The sequence below is a fragment of the Roseibacillus ishigakijimensis genome (genome assembly GCF_016595415.1).
Taxonomy (GTDB): domain Bacteria; phylum Verrucomicrobiota; class Verrucomicrobiia; order Verrucomicrobiales; family Akkermansiaceae; genus Roseibacillus; species Roseibacillus ishigakijimensis.
In genome coordinates, this window is the sequence record NZ_JAENIO010000025.1 from 1 (window position 1) to 18815 (window position 18815).

An 18815-nucleotide genomic window follows, 5' to 3' on the forward strand; every position below is an offset into this window, starting at 1 on the left:
AATTTTGGGCGGCCACCGACATTGCAAGCCTTTTTTGCGTATTTTTTCCTTATTTTCAGTGCGTTACGTGCTCGATTTTTGTCGTGTAGTGTGAGTCCAATTAATCCGGGGATGAACGAGTATTTGTATTTGGATGATGATTTGGATATTGACCCGGAGGTTGATGGTTTGAATCAGCCAGTCCAAGTTGAATACGATGGCTTGGTTGTCCGATTGAAGGCTCATGTTTTCGTGAAACCGGGTAAGAGTTATCATGTGAAATTTGTGATAGCAGACGTTAATGATGATAATCTTGACTCGGGGCTGTTCATTAAAGAGTCGAGCGTTCGAGTGATTAATCCTACACCTTAAATGACAAAGTTATTATATATATTAATTTGCAATTCTTTGTGTCTTGAAGTTTGTTCTTCTGCTGTCTTGATTTTAGATGACTTTTCTTTTGGGGAATCGTCTTTATCCTCAGAAGGAATGGCTTCTGATTCTGTTTTGTATGATACTCTTTTAACGGAGCGAAGAGAAATTTTGGGGGCGGGAGAGCCTAGTTGGGTGGCAGCAATTACTTCTCAAGAATTAAGCTTCTCTGTTTCTCAGCATAGCCCAAGCCCGAGAAGAACATATTTAAGTGTTTCTTATTTTTCTTCTGAAGAATTTAGTTTGTTTGGATACAATGCTTTCGCTGTTGATTTGGTTGATGTTGTAGGTTCTGGCGAATTGGTTGTTTCGGTAGATGGTTCATTTGGGAGGGATGTTGCTGTGCCCATCAATGGGGATGGAATGATTATATCTCCATTTGAATATTTGGGGACTACGGAACCATTAGATTCGTTGACTTCAATTAGATTTCGATTCTATGCTGTATCGGAAGATTTTTCGGCAAAAATCGATAATTTAAGACTTGTTCCAGAGCTGTCATCCGCTCTCCTGTTAGGAATTGGTGGGCTTTTAGTTGTGAGCAATCGCTGTCGGGATTGAGAAGTTATAGTTTGTTTGACTTAGTAATCAAATGGATCGACTTCTCTGGGGTCGGGTTCGCTGGGTTCGGCGAACTGGGGGTCGCTGAGGGTTTCCAGAAAGGCGACGAGGACGGCTTGTTCTTCCTGGTCGAGACGGAGCTCCCTGAGATCCTTGGGCAGGCTCGGGCTTTCCTCTTTCGCGGTCGCATAATGGGCCACAACCTCGGCGAGGGTGGCGAAGCGCCCATCGTGCATGTAGGAAGCGGTCACCGCGATATTGCGCAGCGAGGGAGTGGCAAATTTTCCCCGGTCCCGGGCCTCGCCAGTCACCTCTTCGCGCCCGTGGTCACTCTTGCGCAGGGGGAGGCCGTTGTTGTGGAAGCCGTGGTCGGTGAAGAAGGGCGCGGGATGGCAGCGGGCGCACCCGGCCCCTCCCTCGGTCGGGCTGGTGAAGAAGAGAGATTCTCCCCGCTTTTCCAAGGCGGTGAGCTCGTCGCCTCCGCGCTGAGCCTGATCGTAGCGGGAGTCGAAGGAGGTGAGGGTGAGGACGTATTGCTCCAAGGCAATGGCCAGCCGCTCGGGGGTGATTTCCTGATCTCCAAAAGCTGCCTGGAACTGGGCGAGGTATCCTTCCCGGGCGGCGAGCTTGGCGGGCAAGGTGGCGAGGTTCTCGCCCATTTCGATGGGGTCGACGATGGGGCGCAGCATTTGGCCCCGCAGGGTGGGCTCCTCGCCATCCCAGCGGAAGGGCCCTTTTTTCCAAGCGAGATTGAAGAGGGGCATGGAGTGCCGCCGCGTGGTGTGGGCCGGTTGCACGCCCCAGGGCTGTAGCGAGGGATCGGAAAAGGCCTCCTGGGGGAGGTGGCAAAAGGCGCAGGAGACCTCTTTCTTGCTGGCAAGGGCGTCGTCAAAAAAGAGGCGTTGACCGAGAGCGATGCGTGCGGCCGAAAGCGGATAGTCACGCGGAAGTTCGGGAGCGGGAACTTCCGGTGGATGGTCCAGCAGGAGGTTCCCGGCGCTGGGTGCCGACTGGTCTGCCGCGAGGGCCAAGGGCAGAAAGAGTGGAAAAAACTTCATGGCTAGCGGAAGGGGCGACGGCGGAGGGGGATTTTTCAACAGGGTGCGCAAGCTTTCGGCTCTGGATACTGGGGTGAGAGGGCGGGAGATGAAATTTATTTCGTGCTTCCGCGTTGGAGTAACATTCCATAATCATGATAACCAGCCTCCGTTCCCGTTCACTGCCCCGTGCGCTGCGCGTTTTCGCGCTTTTCTGCGCCGCCAATCTGACTCTTTCTGCCGCTGAGAAGCCCAATGTGGTCTTCGTAATCACCGACGATCAGGGCTATGGCGATCTCTCCTGCCACGGCAACGAGATCCTGAAGACCCCCGAACTCGACGAGCTGCATGGAGAGAGTGTGCGCCTCACCGACTACCACGTCAGCCCGACTTGCGCGCCGACACGGGGGGCCTTGATGAGCGGGCACTTTACCAATCGCGCGGGTCCCTGGCACACCATCATGGGGCGCTGTTTCCTCTTCGAAGGCGAGAAGACTCTGGGAGAGGTCTTTCAGTCAGGCGGCTATGCCACCGGCCTTTTTGGCAAATGGCACCTCGGGGACAACTATCCGTTCCGTCCCGAGGACCGCGGCTTCTCCGAGGTCGTCCGTCACGGTGCGGGCGGGGTGGGCCAGGCTCCCGATGCCTGGGACAACGCCTACTTCGACGATTCTTATGTCCACAATGGCGAGCTGAAAAAGTATGAGGGCTATTGCACCGACGTCTACTTCCAGGAAGCCACCCGTTTCATCAACGAGAGCGTGGCGGCCGACAAGCCCTTCTTCGCCTATATCTCCACCAATGCCCCGCACGGGCCTTATCACTGTGAGGAAAAATACTGGAAGCCCTACCTGCCTGAGCTGGAGGAAAAGTTCGGCAAGAAAGCGGCAGAGCTGGCGGTCTTTTTTGGCATGATTGCCAATATCGATGAGAACGTGGGCAAGATGCGGGACTTTCTGGAAGAGAAGGGACTCGCCGAGAACACCATCTTCATCTTCACCACCGACAACGGCACGGCCCGGGGGGTGCATGTCAATAATGCCGGCATGAAGGCGGGCAAAGGCAGTCCCTACGATGGCGGTCACCGCGTGCCTTTCTTCCTCCATTGGCCCGCAGGTGGTTTTGCGGAAGGTCGCGATGTCGAGGAACTCACCGCTCACATCGACGTCTTGCCCACCTTCGTGGAGCTGTGCGAGCTCCCGCCTATTGAGGAATCCTACCAGTTGGATGGCGTGTCGCTGGTGCCTTTGCTCAAGGACGAGGCCGGGGATTGGCCCGAGCGGACCATCATCACCGACTCCCAGCGGGTGCGTGATCCCAAGAAGTGGAAGAGCTCCAGCACCATGACCCTACGCTGGCGCCTCATCAACGGCAAGGAACTCTACGACATCCAAAAAGACCCCGGCCAGCGCAAGAATGTGGCCGAGCAGTTCCCCGAGGTGGTGGCCAAGTTGCGGGCCGATTACGAGGCTTGGTGGGAAGACATTTCCCCTGTTTTTGAGAACGAAGCGCGTATCCAGATTGGTTCTCCTCAGGAAAATCCCACCCTTCTTTCCAGCCATGACTGGCTCACCAATCAGCGCATGGTGCCTTGGAATCATCAGCAGATTCGGGCTGGCTTCGAGGGCACCGGCTTCTGGGCGCTGCAAGTTGCGGAAGCGGGGGCCTACCGCATCACACTCCATCGCTGGGCCCCCAGCACGGGCGCAAAAATCACCCAAGCCTTGCCCGCAGGCGAGCCCGTGCCCGGGCTCGTGGCCTTCCGCGAGACTCCCGGCCGCGCCATTCCCGTGCAGCGCGCCACTCTCAAAGTGGCCAGCTTCCAAGGCGAAAAGAAAGTCTCCTCCGAGGATGCCGGCATCACCTTCGAGGCCGAGCTGCCGGCCGGGGAAATCGAGCTGGAGGCCACCTTCCACACCAGTGACGACAAAGCCATCGGGGCTTACTATGTGGAGGTGGAGAAGCTTTAAGCCCGGTCTGGCAAATTTATGATGACGACAAATAAATACGCTCTGGGAGTCGGTCTTCTGGCCTTCGGAGCCACCAGACTGACCGCTGCCGACTGGACGGTGAGCAGCCAAGAAGATTGGCAAGCCGCCACCGCCTCCAGCGAGGGTCTCACCCTCGCCGACGGGCTTCTCGCGCCTACCGAGAAAAAAGGCACCTTCATCAGCAAATTGCAGACTTCGGAAGAGAAACGATCTCTTGCGACCCTGACTCTCGCGCAGTCGCCCATTTGGCAAAACTGGAACCCGGTGGAGAACGTTGGCCCGGAGAACCTGCGCGATGCCCCCGTGCTCCTCGTCAAGGGCCCGGAGGATTACTGGATGTTCGGCCGCTACGGAGCCCCCCAGCAGAAGGGGCAGGCTTTCCAAGCGGAGGACGTCGAGGTGGAAGGCTTCGATATTCCGCTCAAGACCACCCCTTTCGCGAATCAATTCGATGCGCCGGGAGGCTTGCAGAAGACCCTGGGTGGTTATCACGCTTGGCAGAGCCGGGATATGAAGACCTGGGTGCATCATGGCCCCGTCACTCCGGGCTTCGCCAAGTGGGTCACCAGCGCCGAGCAAGTGGGCGACAAGACCCTGATTTACTACGATTTCCCCAATGACCAGGACTCCCATGTCTTTGTGGACACCGACCTGACCGACGGCCAGCCGGGGGAAAACAAGGGCAAGGCCGTGGAGGACCCCTCCCACGGCTCAGACGCGGGTTTCATCCGCGACTTGGAAGGGAAGATGCACGTGGTCTTCGAGGACTGGAGCCCCATCAGCGCCAACAAGCGCTCCTGGGATTCCCCGCTGGCGGGTCACGCGGTGAGCCCCAATGGCATCGACAACTTCGAGATAAAGGCCCCCGCCGTCGACGAACGCACCGAGCCCACGGGCAAGATCGGCACCTATCGCCACCCTCACTGGAAGAAGGAAGACCCGGAGAACTACCCCAGCAACGTGGCCGAGTATGAGATCCATGAGCCCGAGCAGGAGGCCTATGGCGACTGGGCCCTGATTGCGGTGGGTGGTCAGTACTACCTCTTCGGCGACTACGATCCGGTGGGCGGTCACGAGATGAGTGTGGGCTGGTTCACCTCGCCATCCATGGACGAGCAGTTCACCTGGTGTGACCATATCGGCAAAGGTCACCCCGATCCCGATGTCGGCTTCGCGGAAGGCCAGTTCTACCTCGTCACCCAGCAAAAGAACGACTTCGTCAGCCCCGGTCCCTGGGTGGAGACGGTGACCGCTCGCGTGGGCGTCGATACCGACAATGATGGCGCGGCGGACACCTGGAGCGATTGGCAGGAGGTCAAGGAAAGCTATGAGCCGGTGGAGGGCTTTGCCCGCCAAGTGGCCAAGACCCCGGCCGCTCTCGACCTGTCCGCTCTTCCGGCGGGTTATGGCTTTCAGGTGGAGCTCAAAGTGGAGGATGCCACCGACAACAAGTCCAAGCCCCTCCTCGACAGTCTGCGGGTGAGCTTCGTGGACTGAGGCTACTTTTCCTCGTGTCGTGCTCTCAGCGCGGCGCGAGAGAGATGCCGTCGGGCCCGATGACGATTTTGCGTTGTTTGTAAAGGGCTCCGGTGGCGCGTTTGAAGGCTTTCTTGCTCACCCCGAGGGCCGCGTAGATGTCCTCTGCCGGACTGCGGTCACTGAGGTGCCAGAAGCCGCCGCGTTCTTCCAGCTCACGGAGGAGGACCTCTTCCAGCTCGTCAGCGAGATATTCCTTGGGGGGATAGAGGGAGAGGTCGATCTTGCCATCCGGTCGCACCTTGGTGATGTAGCCCGTCGTCTTTTCTCCCGCATGAAGGCGACGAAAGACGGTGTCGTGGTAGATGATGCCAGCGGCCTCGTTATTGATGATGGCCTTGTAGCCGAGCTCACTTTTTCCGTAGAGAATGAGGTCCACCGCTTCCCCCTCAAGGTATTTCGGGGGCTCTTTGCTCAGGAAGCGATTGAGGCGGCGGCTGGCCACGATGCGCTGGGTCGCCGGGTCGACATGGACGTGGACCACATAGGAGCGACCCACCTCGCAGGGCTCCTTTTGCTCGCGGAAGGGTAAGAGCAGGTCCTTGGGCAGGCCCCAATCGAGAAAGGCCCCCACCGGAGTGGTCTGCACCACTTGCAGGTAGGCGAACTCTCCCGGCATCACCTTGGGGTGGCGGGTGGTGGCGATGGGGCGGTCCTCGCTATCTCGGTAGAGAAAGACTTCCACCTTTCCGCCCAGCAGAGTTCCCTTGGGCACCTCGCGTTTGGGCAGCAGGATATCACCGAGCTCGCGCCCGCCATTGAGAAACATCCCCATAGGAGCCTCCCGCATCACCGTCAGCTCTGTTCGTTCACCGATTTCCGCCATGGCAGGGAGTGTGGCGGTCGTTCCTTCCCCTGACCACTGCAAAAAGAAAGAGGTCTGCCCATGCCGCATGGAGCCTATTGCCGAACGAAGCCCCGTGGGTCCCAACCGGAGATCAGCGGTAGGGCTCCAAGCGGTAGGGAGGCCTCGCCGAGGCCTCCGCGTTTTTTTAGAGACGGATGGGTCCTTGGAATCGTGAAATTCAAAGGGGCCGGGATTGCAGTTCGGAGCTACGAGAGAGGAGTTCGGAGCTACAAGAGAGGAGTTCGGAGCTACAAGAGAGGAGTTCGGAGCTACAAAAGAGGAGTCCGGAGCTACAAAAGAGGAGTCCGGAGCTACAAAAGAGGAGTCCGGAGCCGCGAAAAAGGAGCCTAGAGCTAGGAGGGTGGAGCCTTGGGGAGTGAGGAGCGGAGCTTATCCCGCCTGACCGCACCAGGTCCACATTTCCGGGTCGGTTTCACTTTTGACCTTTTCGGCAAGTTTTTCGCCATCCACTCCTTCCTCCAAGACGGCGAAGACGGTGGAGCCCGAGCCGCTCATCATGGCCCCGGCCACACCTTCGGTGGCGAGGAGTTTGCGCTTGAGAATGGCGAGGAAGAGGTGCTTCTCGAACACGGGGCGCTCGAGGTCGTTGACCATTTTGACCCCGGCGATTTCCTGCGCTCCGTAGGGGATGTCGGCATGCTCGCGGGAGAATTTCCAGCGTTTGTAGGCTTGCTCGGTGGAGACGGGAAAGGCGGGCTTAAAGAGGAGAACGGTCTCGTTCCACTCAATGCCAGCGGCCTCCACATCGGTGCCCCGTCCGCGGCACCAGCAGGCTTCGTCGAAAAAGAAAAAGGGCACGTCGGAGCCGAGGCTGGCGCCCATTTGAGAAAGTTTGTCAAAGTCGATGGGCTCGTCGTAGAGGGCGTTGAGCCCGAGTAGGGTGGCGGCGGCGTCGCTGGAGCCGCCTCCCAGTCCTGCTCCGTGGGGAATGTTTTTCTCCAAGCGGATCCTGTACCCGACTTTCTCTTTGCTCTCTTGTTCAAACAAGCGCACGGCCCGGGTGACGAGGTTGCTGCCATCGGTGGGCACGCCGGGCTCGTCACAGTCGAGGTGGTATTGCTCGGCGGGTTCAAAATGAAGGTGATCGCTCAGGCCCCGCAGGGGCGTCATGAGGGTTTCGACTTTGTGGAAGCCATCGCGGCGTTTTCCCAGGACCCGGAGGGAAAGGTTCAATTTGGCAGGAGCGTCTACGAGCACGCCCAAGGAATTGTCAGAAAAGAAGGCGAAATCCAATGGTCATTTTTAAAATCGTGCCCCTTTGCGGAGGTGGGGGGAGGACAGGATTTTTGTTTGGGGTGGTTTTTGGACAGGATGAACAGGATGAGAGAGGATTACTTGGGGCGTTTTTTGGACAGGATGAACAGAATGGGACAGAATTTTTTGTTTCGGAACTCTGAACTCTGAACTCTGGATTTTCTTCTCTGGCCTGCGGGCTCTTGCTTCTTCGCGGAGGGTTGCTATCCCTCTGGTCGTGAAAAATTGGACTTATCAGGACATCATTGTCGCGCCCTCCCTCTTGGCGGCGGACTTTGGGCGAGTGGCCGAGGAGACGAGCCGGGCGATCAACGCGGGGGGAGATTGGCTGCATCTGGACATCATGGATGGCAATTTTGTCGATAATATTTCCTTCGGCCCCGCCATGGTGGAGACGGTGCATGCGACCAATGATGTCTTTCTGGATGTCCATCTGATGATCAAGCGTCCCGACCATTACTTGTCGCGCTTTGTGGCAGCGGGGGCGGATATGATTACGGTTCACGTTGAGCCTGAGTCTGATCACCAGGTGGGCGAAACCTTGGCGGCGATTCGGGCTGCGGGGGTGCAGGCGGGATTGGCGCTGAATCCGGCAACGCCTTTTTCGGCGGTGGAACCCTTTTTGCCACAGATTGACATGCTGCTGTGCATGACGGTGGTGCCAGGCTTCGGGGGACAGGCCTTTATGCCGGAGGTGATGGAGAAGGTGCGGCAGGCCGCGGCGGCGCGGGCCGAGCAGAATTTGTCCTTCCATATTGAGGTCGATGGCGGAGTGGGGGCGGAGACGGCCCGGACTTGCCGCGAGGCCGGGGCCAATGTGCTGGTCGCGGGTTCCTCGACCTTCAAGGCACCGGATATGAAGGCGGCGGTGGCAGCTGTGCGCGGATGATTGATTTTCCGCTGGCAAAAGCCGGAGGGCGAGTGAGGTTAGAAACTACGAAGGATATGAAGAAGAAGCTAATCATGGGGGCAGGCTTGCTGGGGGTGGCGGTGGCTCTTTTTGTTTGGGGACCGCGACCGCAGAAGCCGGATTCGGAGGCTGTGGAGAGGGAGAGTAAGAGTGATTTTGCGGAGAGTGATGCCTTGCCCGGCTTCAAGTCCCGCCGGGATCGCTCGGTGCCTCCGCTTAGTCCGGAAGACTTGGAGGGGCGGCCTTCGGTTTTGTCTGGTGAGCCGGTGGTGATCCGGGAGGGGGAGCGCTTCGAGGACCTGGCTGCGGAGGAGAAAGCGCGCATTGCACAGCAGCAGGAGGAAATTGCCGGGCTCATCGCGCGCCAGCAGAATGAGGCTTTTGAGGACCAATTGGCCTTTTGGACGGGAGATCTGAACCTCACTCTCGAGCAGGTGGCTGCCTTGCGGGCGGCTTTTGCGGAAGTGCAGGGGGCGATTGCCTCCGGGGACCTGCAGGCCCACGGACAGTTGGCTTTGCTTTTGCAGGGCGAGGGGCTGGCTGACTTTCTGGGTGAGGTGCTCACTCCGGCTCAGAAGGATTTGTTGGCGTCCAGTGCCCAGCGGCGGCTGGAGGCTGATGCGAATGCCGCCGTGGCTAGTGAGATGAATCAAGTCAATCAGTTGCTGAATCTCAAGCCGCAACAGAAGGAGCGGATGGAGGAGATTCTCTATGAGCAGAAGTTGGCGGCCCAGGCGGGTGGGGCCACCGCCCGGAGCGAGGAGGAGCAGATTGCACAGGCGGAAGCCTTGCGCAATGAGATGGCGAATGCCGCGCCGGGAGAGAATCCCTTGGAGGCGATGTTGAAGGCGCGCTTCGAGCAGATTCGGGAGTCTCAGCTGGAGCAATTGGCAGAGGTGCTGACTGCGGAGCAGTTGGAAATCTATCGGCAGTCGCTGGAGGCTCGCGAGGATCTCTCGCCTTTTGCCGAGAGCTTGAAAGCCTATGCCCAGGATCCTGTATTGCGGAGGAGAAAGTGATGATTCGAGTCAATGGAGAACTGATTAACCCCGAGTTGTTGGAGGAGGCTTTTACCCGAATCAAGTCGGAGGCCGAGTTGCGCACCCAGGTGTCTTGTTGCGAGCGGGATGAGGAGTTTAGCAAGGCGGCCGAGGAGGAGGTGATTGACTCCATCCTCATAGCCCAGGAGGCGGAGAAGACGCATCAGGATTTGGATGAGGGAGAGGTTGTGCGGCGTCTGGAGGAACTCATCAAGACCTATCGGGAGCATGGAGCATCCTGGGAGATGCTGGAGGCCGAGCGCGATCATCTGCGTGACGAGGTTTCGGCGAATTTGCGCATGGAAAAGTTCATTGCGGAGCACATTCCGGCGGTTGCGGAGCCCGATGAGGAGGCTTTGGCTTCTTTTTATGAGGAGAAGAAAGGGGAGTATTGTTCGTTGCCGGAGGCGCGGTGCCTGCACCTGATGCGTCTCATTGATGGTCATGAGGACCCTAAGGAGAATTTGGCTTCGGTAGTGGCGTTGCGGAAGCGGCTCTTGGCCGGGGAGGACTTTGAGACCTTGGCCAAGGCCGAAACGGAGAAGGAAAGCAAAGAAGTGGATCTGGGGTGGATTCCTCTCGATCGACCCACCAATCCTTTCGAAACGGTGCTGTTCTCTTTGGAAGTGGGCGAGATTTCGCCCGTGCTCAGTTACGAGCATGCTCTCCATGTGGTCCAGGTGGTGGAGCGTCGGGGGGGCGAGGCCCCTCCCCTGGAGGAGATTGCCGGGGAGTTGAGCCGCCGCTATGTCACTGAGAAACGGCAGGCTGCTCTGCGCGAGTTGGCCGGGAGGCTGAGGGCCGAGGCGACCATTGAACGCGTCGACTTCGAGCAAGAAGCGGAGGAAGAGGATTCCTAGCGGCCAATTGGCTTCTCCGGGCAGGTTTGTGACAAAATCGCCAATTCCTGTTTGCCACCGGGCGGGCGAGCGTTAAGGTGCGCGCATGAGCGGATGTGCTGGAGCAGGCGGCAAGAAAGGGTTGCGCCCGGGCGACTTTGGTCCCCGGATGCGGATGGACGCGAGTTTGCACCTGGATAAGAAGCCGGACTGGATTCGGGTCAAGTTGCCCAACAATCCGGTTTTTTGGGACACCAAGTCCATGGTCAAGGACCTGAATCTGGTGACTGTCTGCGAGGAAGCGCAATGCCCCAACCGCTGGGAATGCTGGGGTCAGGGCACGGCGACTTTCATGATCGCGGGTGAGAAGTGCACCCGCGCCTGTGGTTTCTGCGCGGTCAAGACGGCCAAGCCGGACGCGCTGGAAGAGGATGAGCCGCAGCGGGTGGCGGAGGCCACCAAACGGATGGGCCTCAATCACGTCGTGATCACGGCGGTGGCGCGCGACGACCTCAAGGACGGGGGCGCGGAGCATTTTGAGAAAACGATTGCCGCAGTCCGTGAAGCCAATCCCGGCATCACCATTGAAGTGTTGGTGCCGGACTTCAACGATAAGGATTGGGCGCTGGAAATGGTGATGCGGGCGCGGCCTCAAATTTTCAATCACAACCTGGAGACAGTGCGTCGCTTGACCCCGCTGGTGCGCAGTCGGGCGCAGTATGATCGCTCTCTTTCCGTGCTGAAGAAGGCCAAGGAAATGGCTCCCGGCAAAGTCGCGACCAAGAGTGGCATCATGTTGGGATTGGGCGAGCGGGAGGACGAGATCGAGCAGGCGATGGATGATTTGCGGGCGGCGCACGTCACGGTTTTGACTCTCGGGCAGTATCTGCGCCCCACGCCGATGCACCTGCCGGTGGTCGAGTATGTGACTCCGGAAAAATTCGCGGAATGGAAGACGGTGGCGGAAGCCAAAGGTTTCCGTCACGTGGCCAGTGGTCCGCTGGTGCGCAGTTCCTACCATGCTGCCGACTTCAAGCCCGAGCTTGATTTGGAGGATTGAGGCGCGCATTTGCTTGGTGTGAAGCCTGCTTCTCCCTAGCCTGAAGGCATGCGGAGAATGGTAACGGTTGTTTGGGCACTGATGGCAGCGGCGGCGTGTGGGCATGGAGGCACGGCAGCCTTCGAAGAGCGGAATGCGGCCTATCGCGAAGCCATTGGCACTGCGCCGGATGAGCGCTTGTCCATTCGCTGGTCTCGCGAGGGAGACACTTGGTATTGTCTTCTCGGAGAAGGAGGGGCGGTTCGCGCGGTTTCCACCGTTGATGGGTCTTCCCATGAGGGGATGATCGGAGAATTGGTGGAAGAGGTGAGAGAAAGAGGCCCGCGGAGACGACGGAGTGAAGGAGGTCGCGAGCGGGAAGGACGGGAAGGGGATGCCCGGCTCCGCTTTCCCCGCGAGGGGGAATTACAGCTCGAGGGCGAGACTCATTCGGCGGGAGAGGGTTGGATCTGGGAGCAAGAGCCACGCTGGTCTCCCGGGAAGGAGTTTGTGGCGGTGCAGAAGGTGCGGGATGTGGCCGAGCGGGAGGTCCATTATGTGCGCAGTTCGCCAGATGACCAGTTGCAGCCCGAGCATTTCACCATCTCTTATCCCAAGCCTGGCGATGAGTTGCGGGTGCGCCTTCCGGTCGTCTTCACCGCGGAGGGGGTGCGTGTGCCGGTGGATGAGAAACTGCTGGAGAATCCTTTTCAAATCCGGCGGCTGCATTGGCGGGACGACCATCGGCTCTGGTTCGAGTATATTGAGCGTGGTTTTGGGAAGTTCCGTCTTATGGAGCTGGATGCTCGTTCGGGAGTCACCCGGGCGGTCGCGGCCGAGGAAGATGAACGATTCGTTCATGTTTATGAAAAGTGCGGTTGGTGGGACCTGGGAGAAGGCCAGCTCCTCTGGCGGTCGGAAGCCGACGGGTGGAGCCACCTCTATCGAGTGGCGGAGGAGAGTGGGGAAAAGAGGCAGCTCACCAGGGGCAAGTGGGTGGTGCGGGGGGTGGAAAAGGTCAGCGAGGAGGGCGTGCTCTTTCGCTTGAGTGGCTATTATGAAGGGCAGGATCCCTACTATGAACACTTTGCCCGGCTACAGCCGGAAACGGGGGAAATGATCCTGCTCACCGAGGGGGATGGCACCCACGACCTGACCTGGTCGCCTGATGAAGCTTACTATGTCGATCGGTTTTCCCGGGTGGATCAGCCTCCCGTGCATGAGCTCCGGCGAGGAAAGGATGGGGCCCTGATAGCGGTGCTGGCTGAAAGCTCAAGCGCCGAGATGGAGGAGCGGGGATTCGCTCTCCCCGAGCGTTTTGTGACGACTGATCGGGAGGGGCGCTACGAGATTCACGGGGTGATTTGGAAGCCCAGGGATTTCGACCCCGCCAAGAGCTATCCGGTGGTGGAGTCCATTTATGCGGGGCCTCATGGCGCTTTCGTGCCGAAGGCCTGGCGCAGCTGGTATGGCCATCGCAGTGAGATGGCGGAGGCGGGATTTGTGGTGGTGCAGATCGATGGCCGGGGCACCAATTACCGGGGGCGGGAGTTTCAGCAGTTTGCTTACAAAAACTTGAAGGACGCCGGATTCCCCGATCGCATCAAGTGGCTGCGGGCTGCCGCGCAGGACCGCCCATGGATGGACTTGGGGCGAGTCGGGCTCTACGGGGGATCGGCCGGGGGGCAGAGCACCCTGGCCGCTCTCCTTTGGCATGGGGATTTCTACCAGGCGGGGGTGGCCGATTGTGGCTGCCACGACAATCGCATGGATAAAATCTGGTGGAATGAGCAATGGATGGATTGGCCGGTGGATGAAAGCTATGCCGCGAACTCCAATACCGAGCACGTCGACCGCTTGCAGGGAGCCTTGCTTCTCACCGTGGGCGAAGTCGATACCAATGTGGATCCCAGCTCGACCCTACAGGTGGTGGATGCGCTCATCCGGGCGGACAAGGATTTTGACTTTCTCTCCGTGCCCAATGGCAACCATGGGATTGGGGAAAGTCCTTACCTGCGGCGCAAGCGGGTCGAGTTTTTCCAGCGCCATCTGGGTGGTCCCAGCGAGCGCTGACCGAGCGGGTGCGGGCGCTTACTCTGCCCCTTCGCTAGTGGCACCGGTGGAGCCAGTGGAGAGGGGGCGGATGGTGATGGCATGCTTGTCCCAGCGGGCCTTCGCTTTCCCTTGTGAGAGGACATACTGGAGGGCGGTGGTGGCGGGGACGTTGCGCAGCCGGATGGAGACGGGGTTGTCACTGATGGTTTTGCCGGGGTCGTCGATGACAAAGTTGGGTGCGGTGTCGCTGCCTGTTTCTTTTTCCACCAGAGCGGCGAGAGCTTCGATGCTTTCGGTGAGGGTGAGGTCTTCGAAGGTCACTTGCGGGAGAATGACGGCGGAGAGCTTTTTCTGGCGCACATTGACACTCACTTCTTGGCTGAGGCGGTCCATGGAGAGGAGCCGATATTTGGCATTCCCGTGGTTGGGCTCCAGCACTAGGGCGCTTTTGTAGGAACTCTTGGCCAGTTCCAGATTTCCTGCTTTGAGGGCGGCTTCGCCTTGGCGGAAATAATCGTTGGCGGTGGGTTGGGCCATTGCGAGGGGGGCACAAAGCCCCACGGCAAGGAGGGTTCGGAATTTTTTCATCGGTGGTGGTTGCGTAGTTTGCGACCGATCCCGCTGGATCGATCATCGGGCAAATTAGCCTTTCCTTCCTCCGGGGTCAAGAAGACAGCCCCGGAGGGCGATGGACCGGGGTGAGGATGGCGATGAGGAGATCGGTCGTGCTGGTCTCCCGCAGGTGGTAGCGGCCGCGCTCTGTCCAGAGGTAGAAAGACTGGCCGTCCGGGCAGCTGGGAAGGGCTTTTCGCAGGGAGAAGCCTTCTCTTTGCAAGAGCAGGCTCAGCGGGAGAGGAGGGGAGTGGGCAGGGAATTGCCGGAGGAGAATCTCGCGACCGGCACTGCGGAAGGTGGCGAAGGACCCCGTGCCCAGATGGGGGAGCAGGAGGGCCACTGGATCGCCGGGAGGCGTGGGATGGAGGGTGGCTCCTTCCCAGCGGGAAGGCCAGGAGGAGAGGGGGCCGGAGGAGGGAGAGAGGGTCGTCATATCCCGGGGAGAGAAACTCCACCGGGTGAAAAATCGGTGAGGGAGGGATGAAAAAACGGTGAAATCAATGCCCGCGCCAAGCCGTCACGCTGAGGATCAGAATGAGAACGCCGTAGGCGAGGCCGCCCCCGACGAGAGCCTTCCAGCGAGTCTCGGACTTGGTCGCCCAGTCGACGGCGTCGCGAAAGGTGTAGGGCATGCCAATCCAGAACATGCCTTTCGTCAGGAGGGCGTAGGCAAAGAAGGAGAGGAGAATGCGGGAGGAGGGTTCCTTGAGGAAGGCGGCCTCCAGAATAGGGGCGGCGACCATGAGCGCGACTACGCCCAGACCGCGGACAAAAAGGAATTCGCGCACCTGGGTGATGAGCCCGAAGCAGGCGAGAGGGACGATGATTTGCAGGTAGCGCTTGAGGAAATTGAACTCACCCAGGTCCATGGAAAGAGTGCCCAACCAAGAGAAGGAACCCCGGATATCGGGAGCCACCAGGAGCCAGAACCAAATGAGGCCGAGGGACATGGTGTAGACCCCGGCATTGTAATGGCGGGGCAGTTTTTTGAGCCAAGCTTGCGCTGGCCCGGACTTGGCCAACATGAGGCCATGGCTGGCGACGAGATAAATCCCGACGACGATTCCTACCGTGCTCAGGGAAAGAGATTCGTAGGGATGCATTGCTTCCTTCATCACTGGGGAGATTTGGTAGGGGAGCGGGCCGCGCTTGGCAACCCTGCAGAAGCAATTCTAACGAAATGGCGGCGAGTTCAGTCCCAGCGGAGGCCCAGAGAAGAGGCCTGCTCCCGGTCGCGGGCCAAGGTGCGGCTGGCGGGAGAGGATTGGCCGTGGGCAGGATCGCCTACATAGAGGAGGCGGGAGCCCGCATCGAAAAGAGCGGCGGAATTTTCCAAAAAGTCCATTCCGATGATGCCATCGATTACCCGGCCATGGCGGTCCTGGAAGTTTTCCCGCACCACGGGCAGGGGAATCACGGCCACCTGATATTCGCTCACAATCAGTTGCTCGAAGACGATGTTGTGAAAAATGGCGGCGCGTGCGACAGCATTGTCCCCCGAGGCATCAATGATGCGCGAGTTGCTGGTAGTGGTTTCGAGTCCGAGGCTTTGGGCGCTTTCGGCGGAAAGAACGGAGACCTCGGCACCGGTATCGACAATCCAAGTGACGAGACGGCCGTTCCACTGGGACTCGAGGACGAGATGGGGCAAATCGCGTGCGGGGCGGAGGTGGAGGGTGTCGAAGCCCAGTCCGTGGGTTTCCCCCAAGGGGCGGATGCCCTGTTGATGGGCATTGCGGGCGTTTTTCCCGGGGACCCACATTTGGCCGCTGCGCAAATCGACAAGGGCCCCGAGGGCTTCCAGCGCGTCGAGTCCAATCTGGCCATCGTAGCGGGAAGTGGCGGTATTGGCGAGGGTCTCGCTGGCGAGCATGAAGGGGAAGGGCAGGGCGGAGACGGGTCCGGCGGAGAGAACGCCCAGGCCCACCCGGGATGTAACTGGTCGGCCCAGTGCGCCGCGGGAGACCACTTGGGAGCGTTGGTCGATGCGCAGGCCGAGCTTGCTGGCGAGGTGGTTGTTCAGGTCGGTGGAATTGGCTCCAGAATCGATGAGGAGGTCGACGGGTTGGCCGTTGACCAGAAAGCGACCGGAATAGCGGGCGTCCCGGGTGATTTTTTTAAGGGGCAGCGGGGTGTAGCCTAGAGCTTGCAAACGTGCTTCCCGGAGGCCGCTGGTGGGGCCGGCTGCTGAATTTGGCGACTGGTTGGCACAGGCGACCAGCCAGAGAACTGGGAGCAGGAGAAAGAGGCGGCGAAGGGGGCTACTCATCATAAAGCGGTCGGGAGGGGTGGAGAGGGGGTTTACCTTAGAGCCTCAGCGGAAAAAAGCGAGCGGGACCATGCGGTGAGATCGGAGAAAACGCCATCGGCTTCCGCGAAGTCACTGACTCGGGTGATGCGGTTGGGAATGACATGGGCGGTCATGCCGGCGGCTTTGGCAGAGCGGGCTCCGTTCAGGGAGTCCTCAAGGACGAGGCATTGGCTGGGATTCATCCCCAGTGCCCGGGCTCCGGCGAGGTAGAGATCGGGCGCGGGTTTGATGCGGGGGGCGTCCCCGCGGCAAATGGTGGTTTCGAAGTATTTCGCCAAATCGAGCCTAGCGAGCCATCCGTCCACCCAATCGTGGGAGGAGGACGAGACCACCGCCAAGCGAGTCTGCCCGGCGAGGAGGGAAAGAACCTCCCGCGCCCCCGGGACCGGCCCTTGCTCCGCGAGCTCAGCCACGATTTCCTGCTGGCGCGCTTCATCCTTCGCCTCCCAGTCGAAAGTTTTGCCCGTCAGCTCTTCGAGATGGGTTTTCGGGGACCAGGTGGCGAAGTCCGAACCGATGCACTGGACGTAAACCTCAATGGGCAGGTCCTGGCCCTCCCGGTGAAAGGTGCGCAACCAGGCGGAATAAATGGCCCACTCGGTGTCCACGAGAGTGCCGTCGAAGTCGATGAGAAGGGCGTCAGGAAGCATGGGGTGGGAGGGGCGGGGTGCGCGGTTTCTTTCTGATAATGAGTAAAATGATGGCGATGGTGAGGAAAGCGAGACCAAGAAGGATCAGGGCAATGCTGCCACCGAGGTAGCCGAAAATTTGTCGGAAACTCTGCATCGCACCTCCTTCGGTGAGGGAGAGGAGGCGGGGCTGTTCGGCGGGCCCGGTGACGGTGAGCCCGTAGTCCCCAGGGGCGGATAGCTCGAAGTGGCCGAGCGCCCGCTTTTTGGTCTGCGGGCCATTGATGGTGGTGGAACCAGTTCGGGCCACAAAGGGGAGGGGCGCGGGATCCCCGGCAGCCTGCAGTTGGAAATGATAGCCGCCGGGCAATGCGGGGTCTTCCCTGATGGTTTCCCCCTCGAAGAGGTCTTCGAAGTTGTGCCAAAGGGTGATCTGCCCGGCTTTTGGAACAGTGATCAGGGTCTCTCCAGGGGCTTTCAGGATCGCCAGGCTGGTCGAGCTGGCATCGATGATGCTGCGGACTCCTCGCACGCCGGTGAAGATCGCGGAGCCCCAGCAGAGCAAGGTCAGGGCGAACAGCAGTGGCACTTTCATGATGGGGGAGTCTGGGGGGCTTTGGTGGAAAAACAAGTCCGCGATCCTCCGGGAGCGGCAGCATTCAGGAGAGTTTCAGTTCCTGGCGGAAGTAGGCGATCGTTTTTTCGAGCCCTTCGGCGAGGGAGACCTGGGGTTCCCAGCCGAGCTTGCTCTGGGCCAGACTGATGTCGGGTTGCCGTTGGCGCGGGTCGTCGGAGGGGAGTTCGCGGAAGACCAGTTTGGACGGGCCACCCACTTGTTTGAGCACTTCCTCTGCCAGTTCCAGCATGGTGAATTCACAGGGGTTGCCGATGTTGACCGGGAGGGGATAGTCGCTCTCCATCAAGGCCATGAAGCCGCGGATGAGATCGTCGACATAGCAGAAGGAGCGGGTCTGGGTGCCGTCCCCGTAGATGGTGATGTCTTCCCCCCGCAGCGCTTGCACGATGAAGTTGCTCACCACCCGGCCGTCCTCGGCATTCATGCGGGGACCATAGGTGTTGAAAATCCGCACGATACGAATATCGACGCCATTCTGGCGATGGTAGTCCATGAAGAGAGTTTCCGCGCAGCGTTTGCCTTCGTCGTAGCAGGAGCGGATGCCCACCGGATTGACGTGGCCCCAATAGCTCTCCGGCTGGGGGTGGACTGCGGGGTCGCCATAGACCTCGGAAGTGGAGGCTTGGAAAACACGGGCTTTGGTGCGCTTGGCGAGCCCCAGGCAATTGATGGCCCCCATCACCGAGGTCTTGATAGTTTTGATGGCATTGTATTGGTAGTGCGGGGGGCTGGCCGGACAGGCCAGGTTATAGATGCGATCGACTTCCACCTTGAAGGGCTCGATGACATCGTGTCGCATGAGCTCGAAATTCACGTTGTCGCGCAGGTGCGCCACATTGGCCTTGCGACCAGTGAAGTAGTTGTCGAGGCAAATCACTTCATCCCCCTGCTCCAGCAGACGGTCAATGAGATGAGAACCCAAAAACCCCGCGCCACCCGTTACTAAAACTCTCATGGGGCGTTCCCATATCTCAGCCGGGGAGGAGAGGCGAGTGCGAAGAGGAAAAGATTTTCCGAGAAATCATGAAAAACGGCCCCCGACTTTCGCCGGGGACCGTCTTCACCATACACACAATACAATA

At 59.4% G+C, this 18815-nt stretch carries 19 protein-coding genes; 9 read left to right on the forward strand and 10 right to left on the reverse strand.

Features of this window, described 5'->3' with window-relative positions; genetic code table 11:
- A partial coding sequence (locus JIN78_RS10450) for a choice-of-anchor L domain-containing protein (protein WP_234037925.1) occupies positions 1 to 351 on the forward strand: 351 nt, incomplete at its 5' end.
- Positions 352 to 417: 66 nt separating this feature from the next.
- The gene (locus tag JIN78_RS10455; protein WP_200391915.1) at positions 418 to 972 is read left to right on the forward strand and encodes a hypothetical protein; all 555 of its coding nucleotides are present in this window, start codon (positions 418 to 420) and stop codon (positions 970 to 972) included.
- Between the two features lie 20 nt (positions 973 to 992).
- Here the strand turns inward: JIN78_RS10455 and JIN78_RS10460 are convergent, their stop codons facing one another.
- Complete coding sequence (locus JIN78_RS10460) at positions 993 to 2030, reverse strand: cytochrome-c peroxidase (RefSeq protein ID WP_200391916.1); 1038 nt, start codon at positions 2028 to 2030, stop codon at positions 993 to 995.
- A 134-nt stretch (positions 2031 to 2164) separates the two neighbouring features.
- Between JIN78_RS10460 and JIN78_RS10465 the strand changes: the two genes are divergently transcribed.
- Complete coding sequence (locus JIN78_RS10465) at positions 2165 to 3979, forward strand: arylsulfatase (RefSeq protein WP_200391917.1); 1815 nt, start codon at positions 2165 to 2167, stop codon at positions 3977 to 3979.
- A gap of 21 nt (positions 3980 to 4000) precedes the next feature.
- Entirely contained in the window at positions 4001 to 5497 is a 1497-nt protein-coding gene (locus tag JIN78_RS10470) for a hypothetical protein (protein ID WP_377174536.1), read from the forward strand.
- 25 nt (positions 5498 to 5522) lie between these two features.
- Here JIN78_RS10470 and JIN78_RS10475 read toward each other — a convergent pair whose 3' ends face one another.
- Together JIN78_RS10475 and ispE are read right to left on the reverse strand one after the other, a co-directional pair.
- Positions 5523 to 6362, reverse strand: a complete 840-nt coding sequence (locus tag JIN78_RS10475) for a CvfB family protein (RefSeq protein WP_200391919.1) — start codon at positions 6360 to 6362, stop codon at positions 5523 to 5525.
- Positions 6363 to 6773: 411 nt separating this feature from the next.
- The gene (ispE, locus tag JIN78_RS10480) at positions 6774 to 7601 is read right to left on the reverse strand and encodes a 4-(cytidine 5'-diphospho)-2-C-methyl-D-erythritol kinase (RefSeq protein ID WP_307832993.1); all 828 of its coding nucleotides are present in this window, start codon (positions 7599 to 7601) and stop codon (positions 6774 to 6776) included.
- 274 nt (positions 7602 to 7875) lie between these two features.
- Here ispE and rpe point away from each other — a divergent pair, with 274 nt between their 5' ends.
- From rpe to JIN78_RS10505, 5 genes are all read left to right on the forward strand, one after another.
- Positions 7876 to 8547, forward strand: a complete 672-nt coding sequence (rpe, locus tag JIN78_RS10485) for a ribulose-phosphate 3-epimerase (protein ID WP_200391921.1) — start codon at positions 7876 to 7878, stop codon at positions 8545 to 8547.
- A gap of 56 nt (positions 8548 to 8603) precedes the next feature.
- Complete coding sequence (locus JIN78_RS10490) at positions 8604 to 9587, forward strand: hypothetical protein (protein WP_200391922.1); 984 nt, start codon at positions 8604 to 8606, stop codon at positions 9585 to 9587.
- Positions 9587 to 10468: a peptidylprolyl isomerase gene (locus tag JIN78_RS10495; protein WP_200391923.1), complete on the forward strand. Its 882-nt coding sequence runs from the start codon at positions 9587 to 9589 to the stop codon at positions 10466 to 10468. The genes JIN78_RS10490 and JIN78_RS10495 overlap by 1 nt, the downstream gene beginning before the upstream one ends.
- A gap of 148 nt (positions 10469 to 10616) precedes the next feature.
- A complete protein-coding gene (gene lipA / locus JIN78_RS10500) occupies positions 10617 to 11507 on the forward strand; it encodes a lipoyl synthase (RefSeq protein WP_200391958.1) in 891 nt (296 codons plus the stop codon).
- Positions 11508 to 11555: 48 nt separating this feature from the next.
- On the forward strand, positions 11556 to 13559 hold the full coding sequence (locus JIN78_RS10505) for a S9 family peptidase (RefSeq protein ID WP_200391924.1): 2004 nt from the start codon (positions 11556 to 11558) through the stop codon (positions 13557 to 13559).
- Positions 13560 to 13577: 18 nt separating this feature from the next.
- On the opposite strand, the gene JIN78_RS10510 is transcribed toward JIN78_RS10505, so the two are convergent.
- The 7 genes from JIN78_RS10510 to JIN78_RS10540 form a co-directional block, all read right to left on the reverse strand.
- Positions 13578 to 14129: a tetratricopeptide repeat protein gene (locus tag JIN78_RS10510; protein WP_200391925.1), complete on the reverse strand. Its 552-nt coding sequence runs from the start codon at positions 14127 to 14129 to the stop codon at positions 13578 to 13580.
- A 76-nt stretch (positions 14130 to 14205) separates the two neighbouring features.
- Complete coding sequence (locus JIN78_RS10515; protein ID WP_200391926.1) at positions 14206 to 14589, reverse strand: hypothetical protein; 384 nt, start codon at positions 14587 to 14589, stop codon at positions 14206 to 14208.
- Between the two features lie 64 nt (positions 14590 to 14653).
- A complete protein-coding gene (locus JIN78_RS10520) occupies positions 14654 to 15271 on the reverse strand; it encodes a hypothetical protein (RefSeq protein WP_200391927.1) in 618 nt (205 codons plus the stop codon).
- A 77-nt stretch (positions 15272 to 15348) separates the two neighbouring features.
- The gene (locus tag JIN78_RS10525) at positions 15349 to 16425 is read right to left on the reverse strand and encodes a retropepsin-like aspartic protease (protein WP_200391928.1); all 1077 of its coding nucleotides are present in this window, start codon (positions 16423 to 16425) and stop codon (positions 15349 to 15351) included.
- A gap of 32 nt (positions 16426 to 16457) precedes the next feature.
- A complete protein-coding gene (locus tag JIN78_RS10530; protein WP_200391929.1) occupies positions 16458 to 17117 on the reverse strand; it encodes an HAD family hydrolase in 660 nt (219 codons plus the stop codon).
- Positions 17107 to 17691, reverse strand: coding sequence for a hypothetical protein (locus JIN78_RS10535; RefSeq protein ID WP_200391930.1), 585 nt, complete (start codon positions 17689 to 17691; stop codon positions 17107 to 17109). The genes JIN78_RS10530 and JIN78_RS10535 overlap by 11 nt, the downstream gene beginning before the upstream one ends.
- 64 nt (positions 17692 to 17755) lie before the next feature.
- Positions 17756 to 18688 (reverse strand): UDP-glucuronic acid decarboxylase family protein, encoded by a 933-nt coding sequence (locus JIN78_RS10540; protein ID WP_200391931.1) that lies wholly within the window; start codon positions 18686 to 18688, stop codon positions 17756 to 17758.
- Between the last annotated feature and the right edge of the window lie 127 nt (positions 18689 to 18815).

Bases quoted from the DNA above. Each gene is read 5' to 3' on its own strand.
- JIN78_RS10460 (WP_200391916.1), bottom strand. From the start codon at position 2,030: ATGAAGTTTTTTCCACTCTTTCTGCCCTTGGCCCTCGCGGCAGACCAG.
- JIN78_RS10465 (WP_200391917.1), top strand. From the start codon at position 2,165: ATGATAACCAGCCTCCGTTCCCGTTCACTGCCCCGTGCGCTGCGCGTT.
- JIN78_RS10470 (WP_377174536.1), top strand. From the start codon at position 4,001: ATGACGACAAATAAATACGCTCTGGGAGTCGGTCTTCTGGCCTTCGGA.
- JIN78_RS10475 (WP_200391919.1), bottom strand. From the start codon at position 6,362: ATGGCGGAAATCGGTGAACGAACAGAGCTGACGGTGATGCGGGAGGCT.
- JIN78_RS10490 (WP_200391922.1), top strand. From the start codon at position 8,604: ATGAAGAAGAAGCTAATCATGGGGGCAGGCTTGCTGGGGGTGGCGGTG.
- JIN78_RS10495 (WP_200391923.1), top strand. From the start codon at position 9,587: ATGATTCGAGTCAATGGAGAACTGATTAACCCCGAGTTGTTGGAGGAG.
- lipA (WP_200391958.1), top strand. From the start codon at position 10,617: ATGCGGATGGACGCGAGTTTGCACCTGGATAAGAAGCCGGACTGGATT.
- JIN78_RS10505 (WP_200391924.1), top strand. From the start codon at position 11,556: ATGCGGAGAATGGTAACGGTTGTTTGGGCACTGATGGCAGCGGCGGCG.
- JIN78_RS10510 (WP_200391925.1), bottom strand. From the start codon at position 14,129: ATGAAAAAATTCCGAACCCTCCTTGCCGTGGGGCTTTGTGCCCCCCTC.
- JIN78_RS10515 (WP_200391926.1), bottom strand. From the start codon at position 14,589: ATGACGACCCTCTCTCCCTCCTCCGGCCCCCTCTCCTCCTGGCCTTCC.
- JIN78_RS10520 (WP_200391927.1), bottom strand. From the start codon at position 15,271: ATGAAGGAAGCAATGCATCCCTACGAATCTCTTTCCCTGAGCACGGTA.
- JIN78_RS10525 (WP_200391928.1), bottom strand. From the start codon at position 16,425: ATGAGTAGCCCCCTTCGCCGCCTCTTTCTCCTGCTCCCAGTTCTCTGG.
- JIN78_RS10530 (WP_200391929.1), bottom strand. From the start codon at position 17,117: ATGCTTCCTGACGCCCTTCTCATCGACTTCGACGGCACTCTCGTGGAC.
- JIN78_RS10535 (WP_200391930.1), bottom strand. From the start codon at position 17,691: ATGAAAGTGCCACTGCTGTTCGCCCTGACCTTGCTCTGCTGGGGCTCC.
- JIN78_RS10540 (WP_200391931.1), bottom strand. From the start codon at position 18,688: ATGAGAGTTTTAGTAACGGGTGGCGCGGGGTTTTTGGGTTCTCATCTC.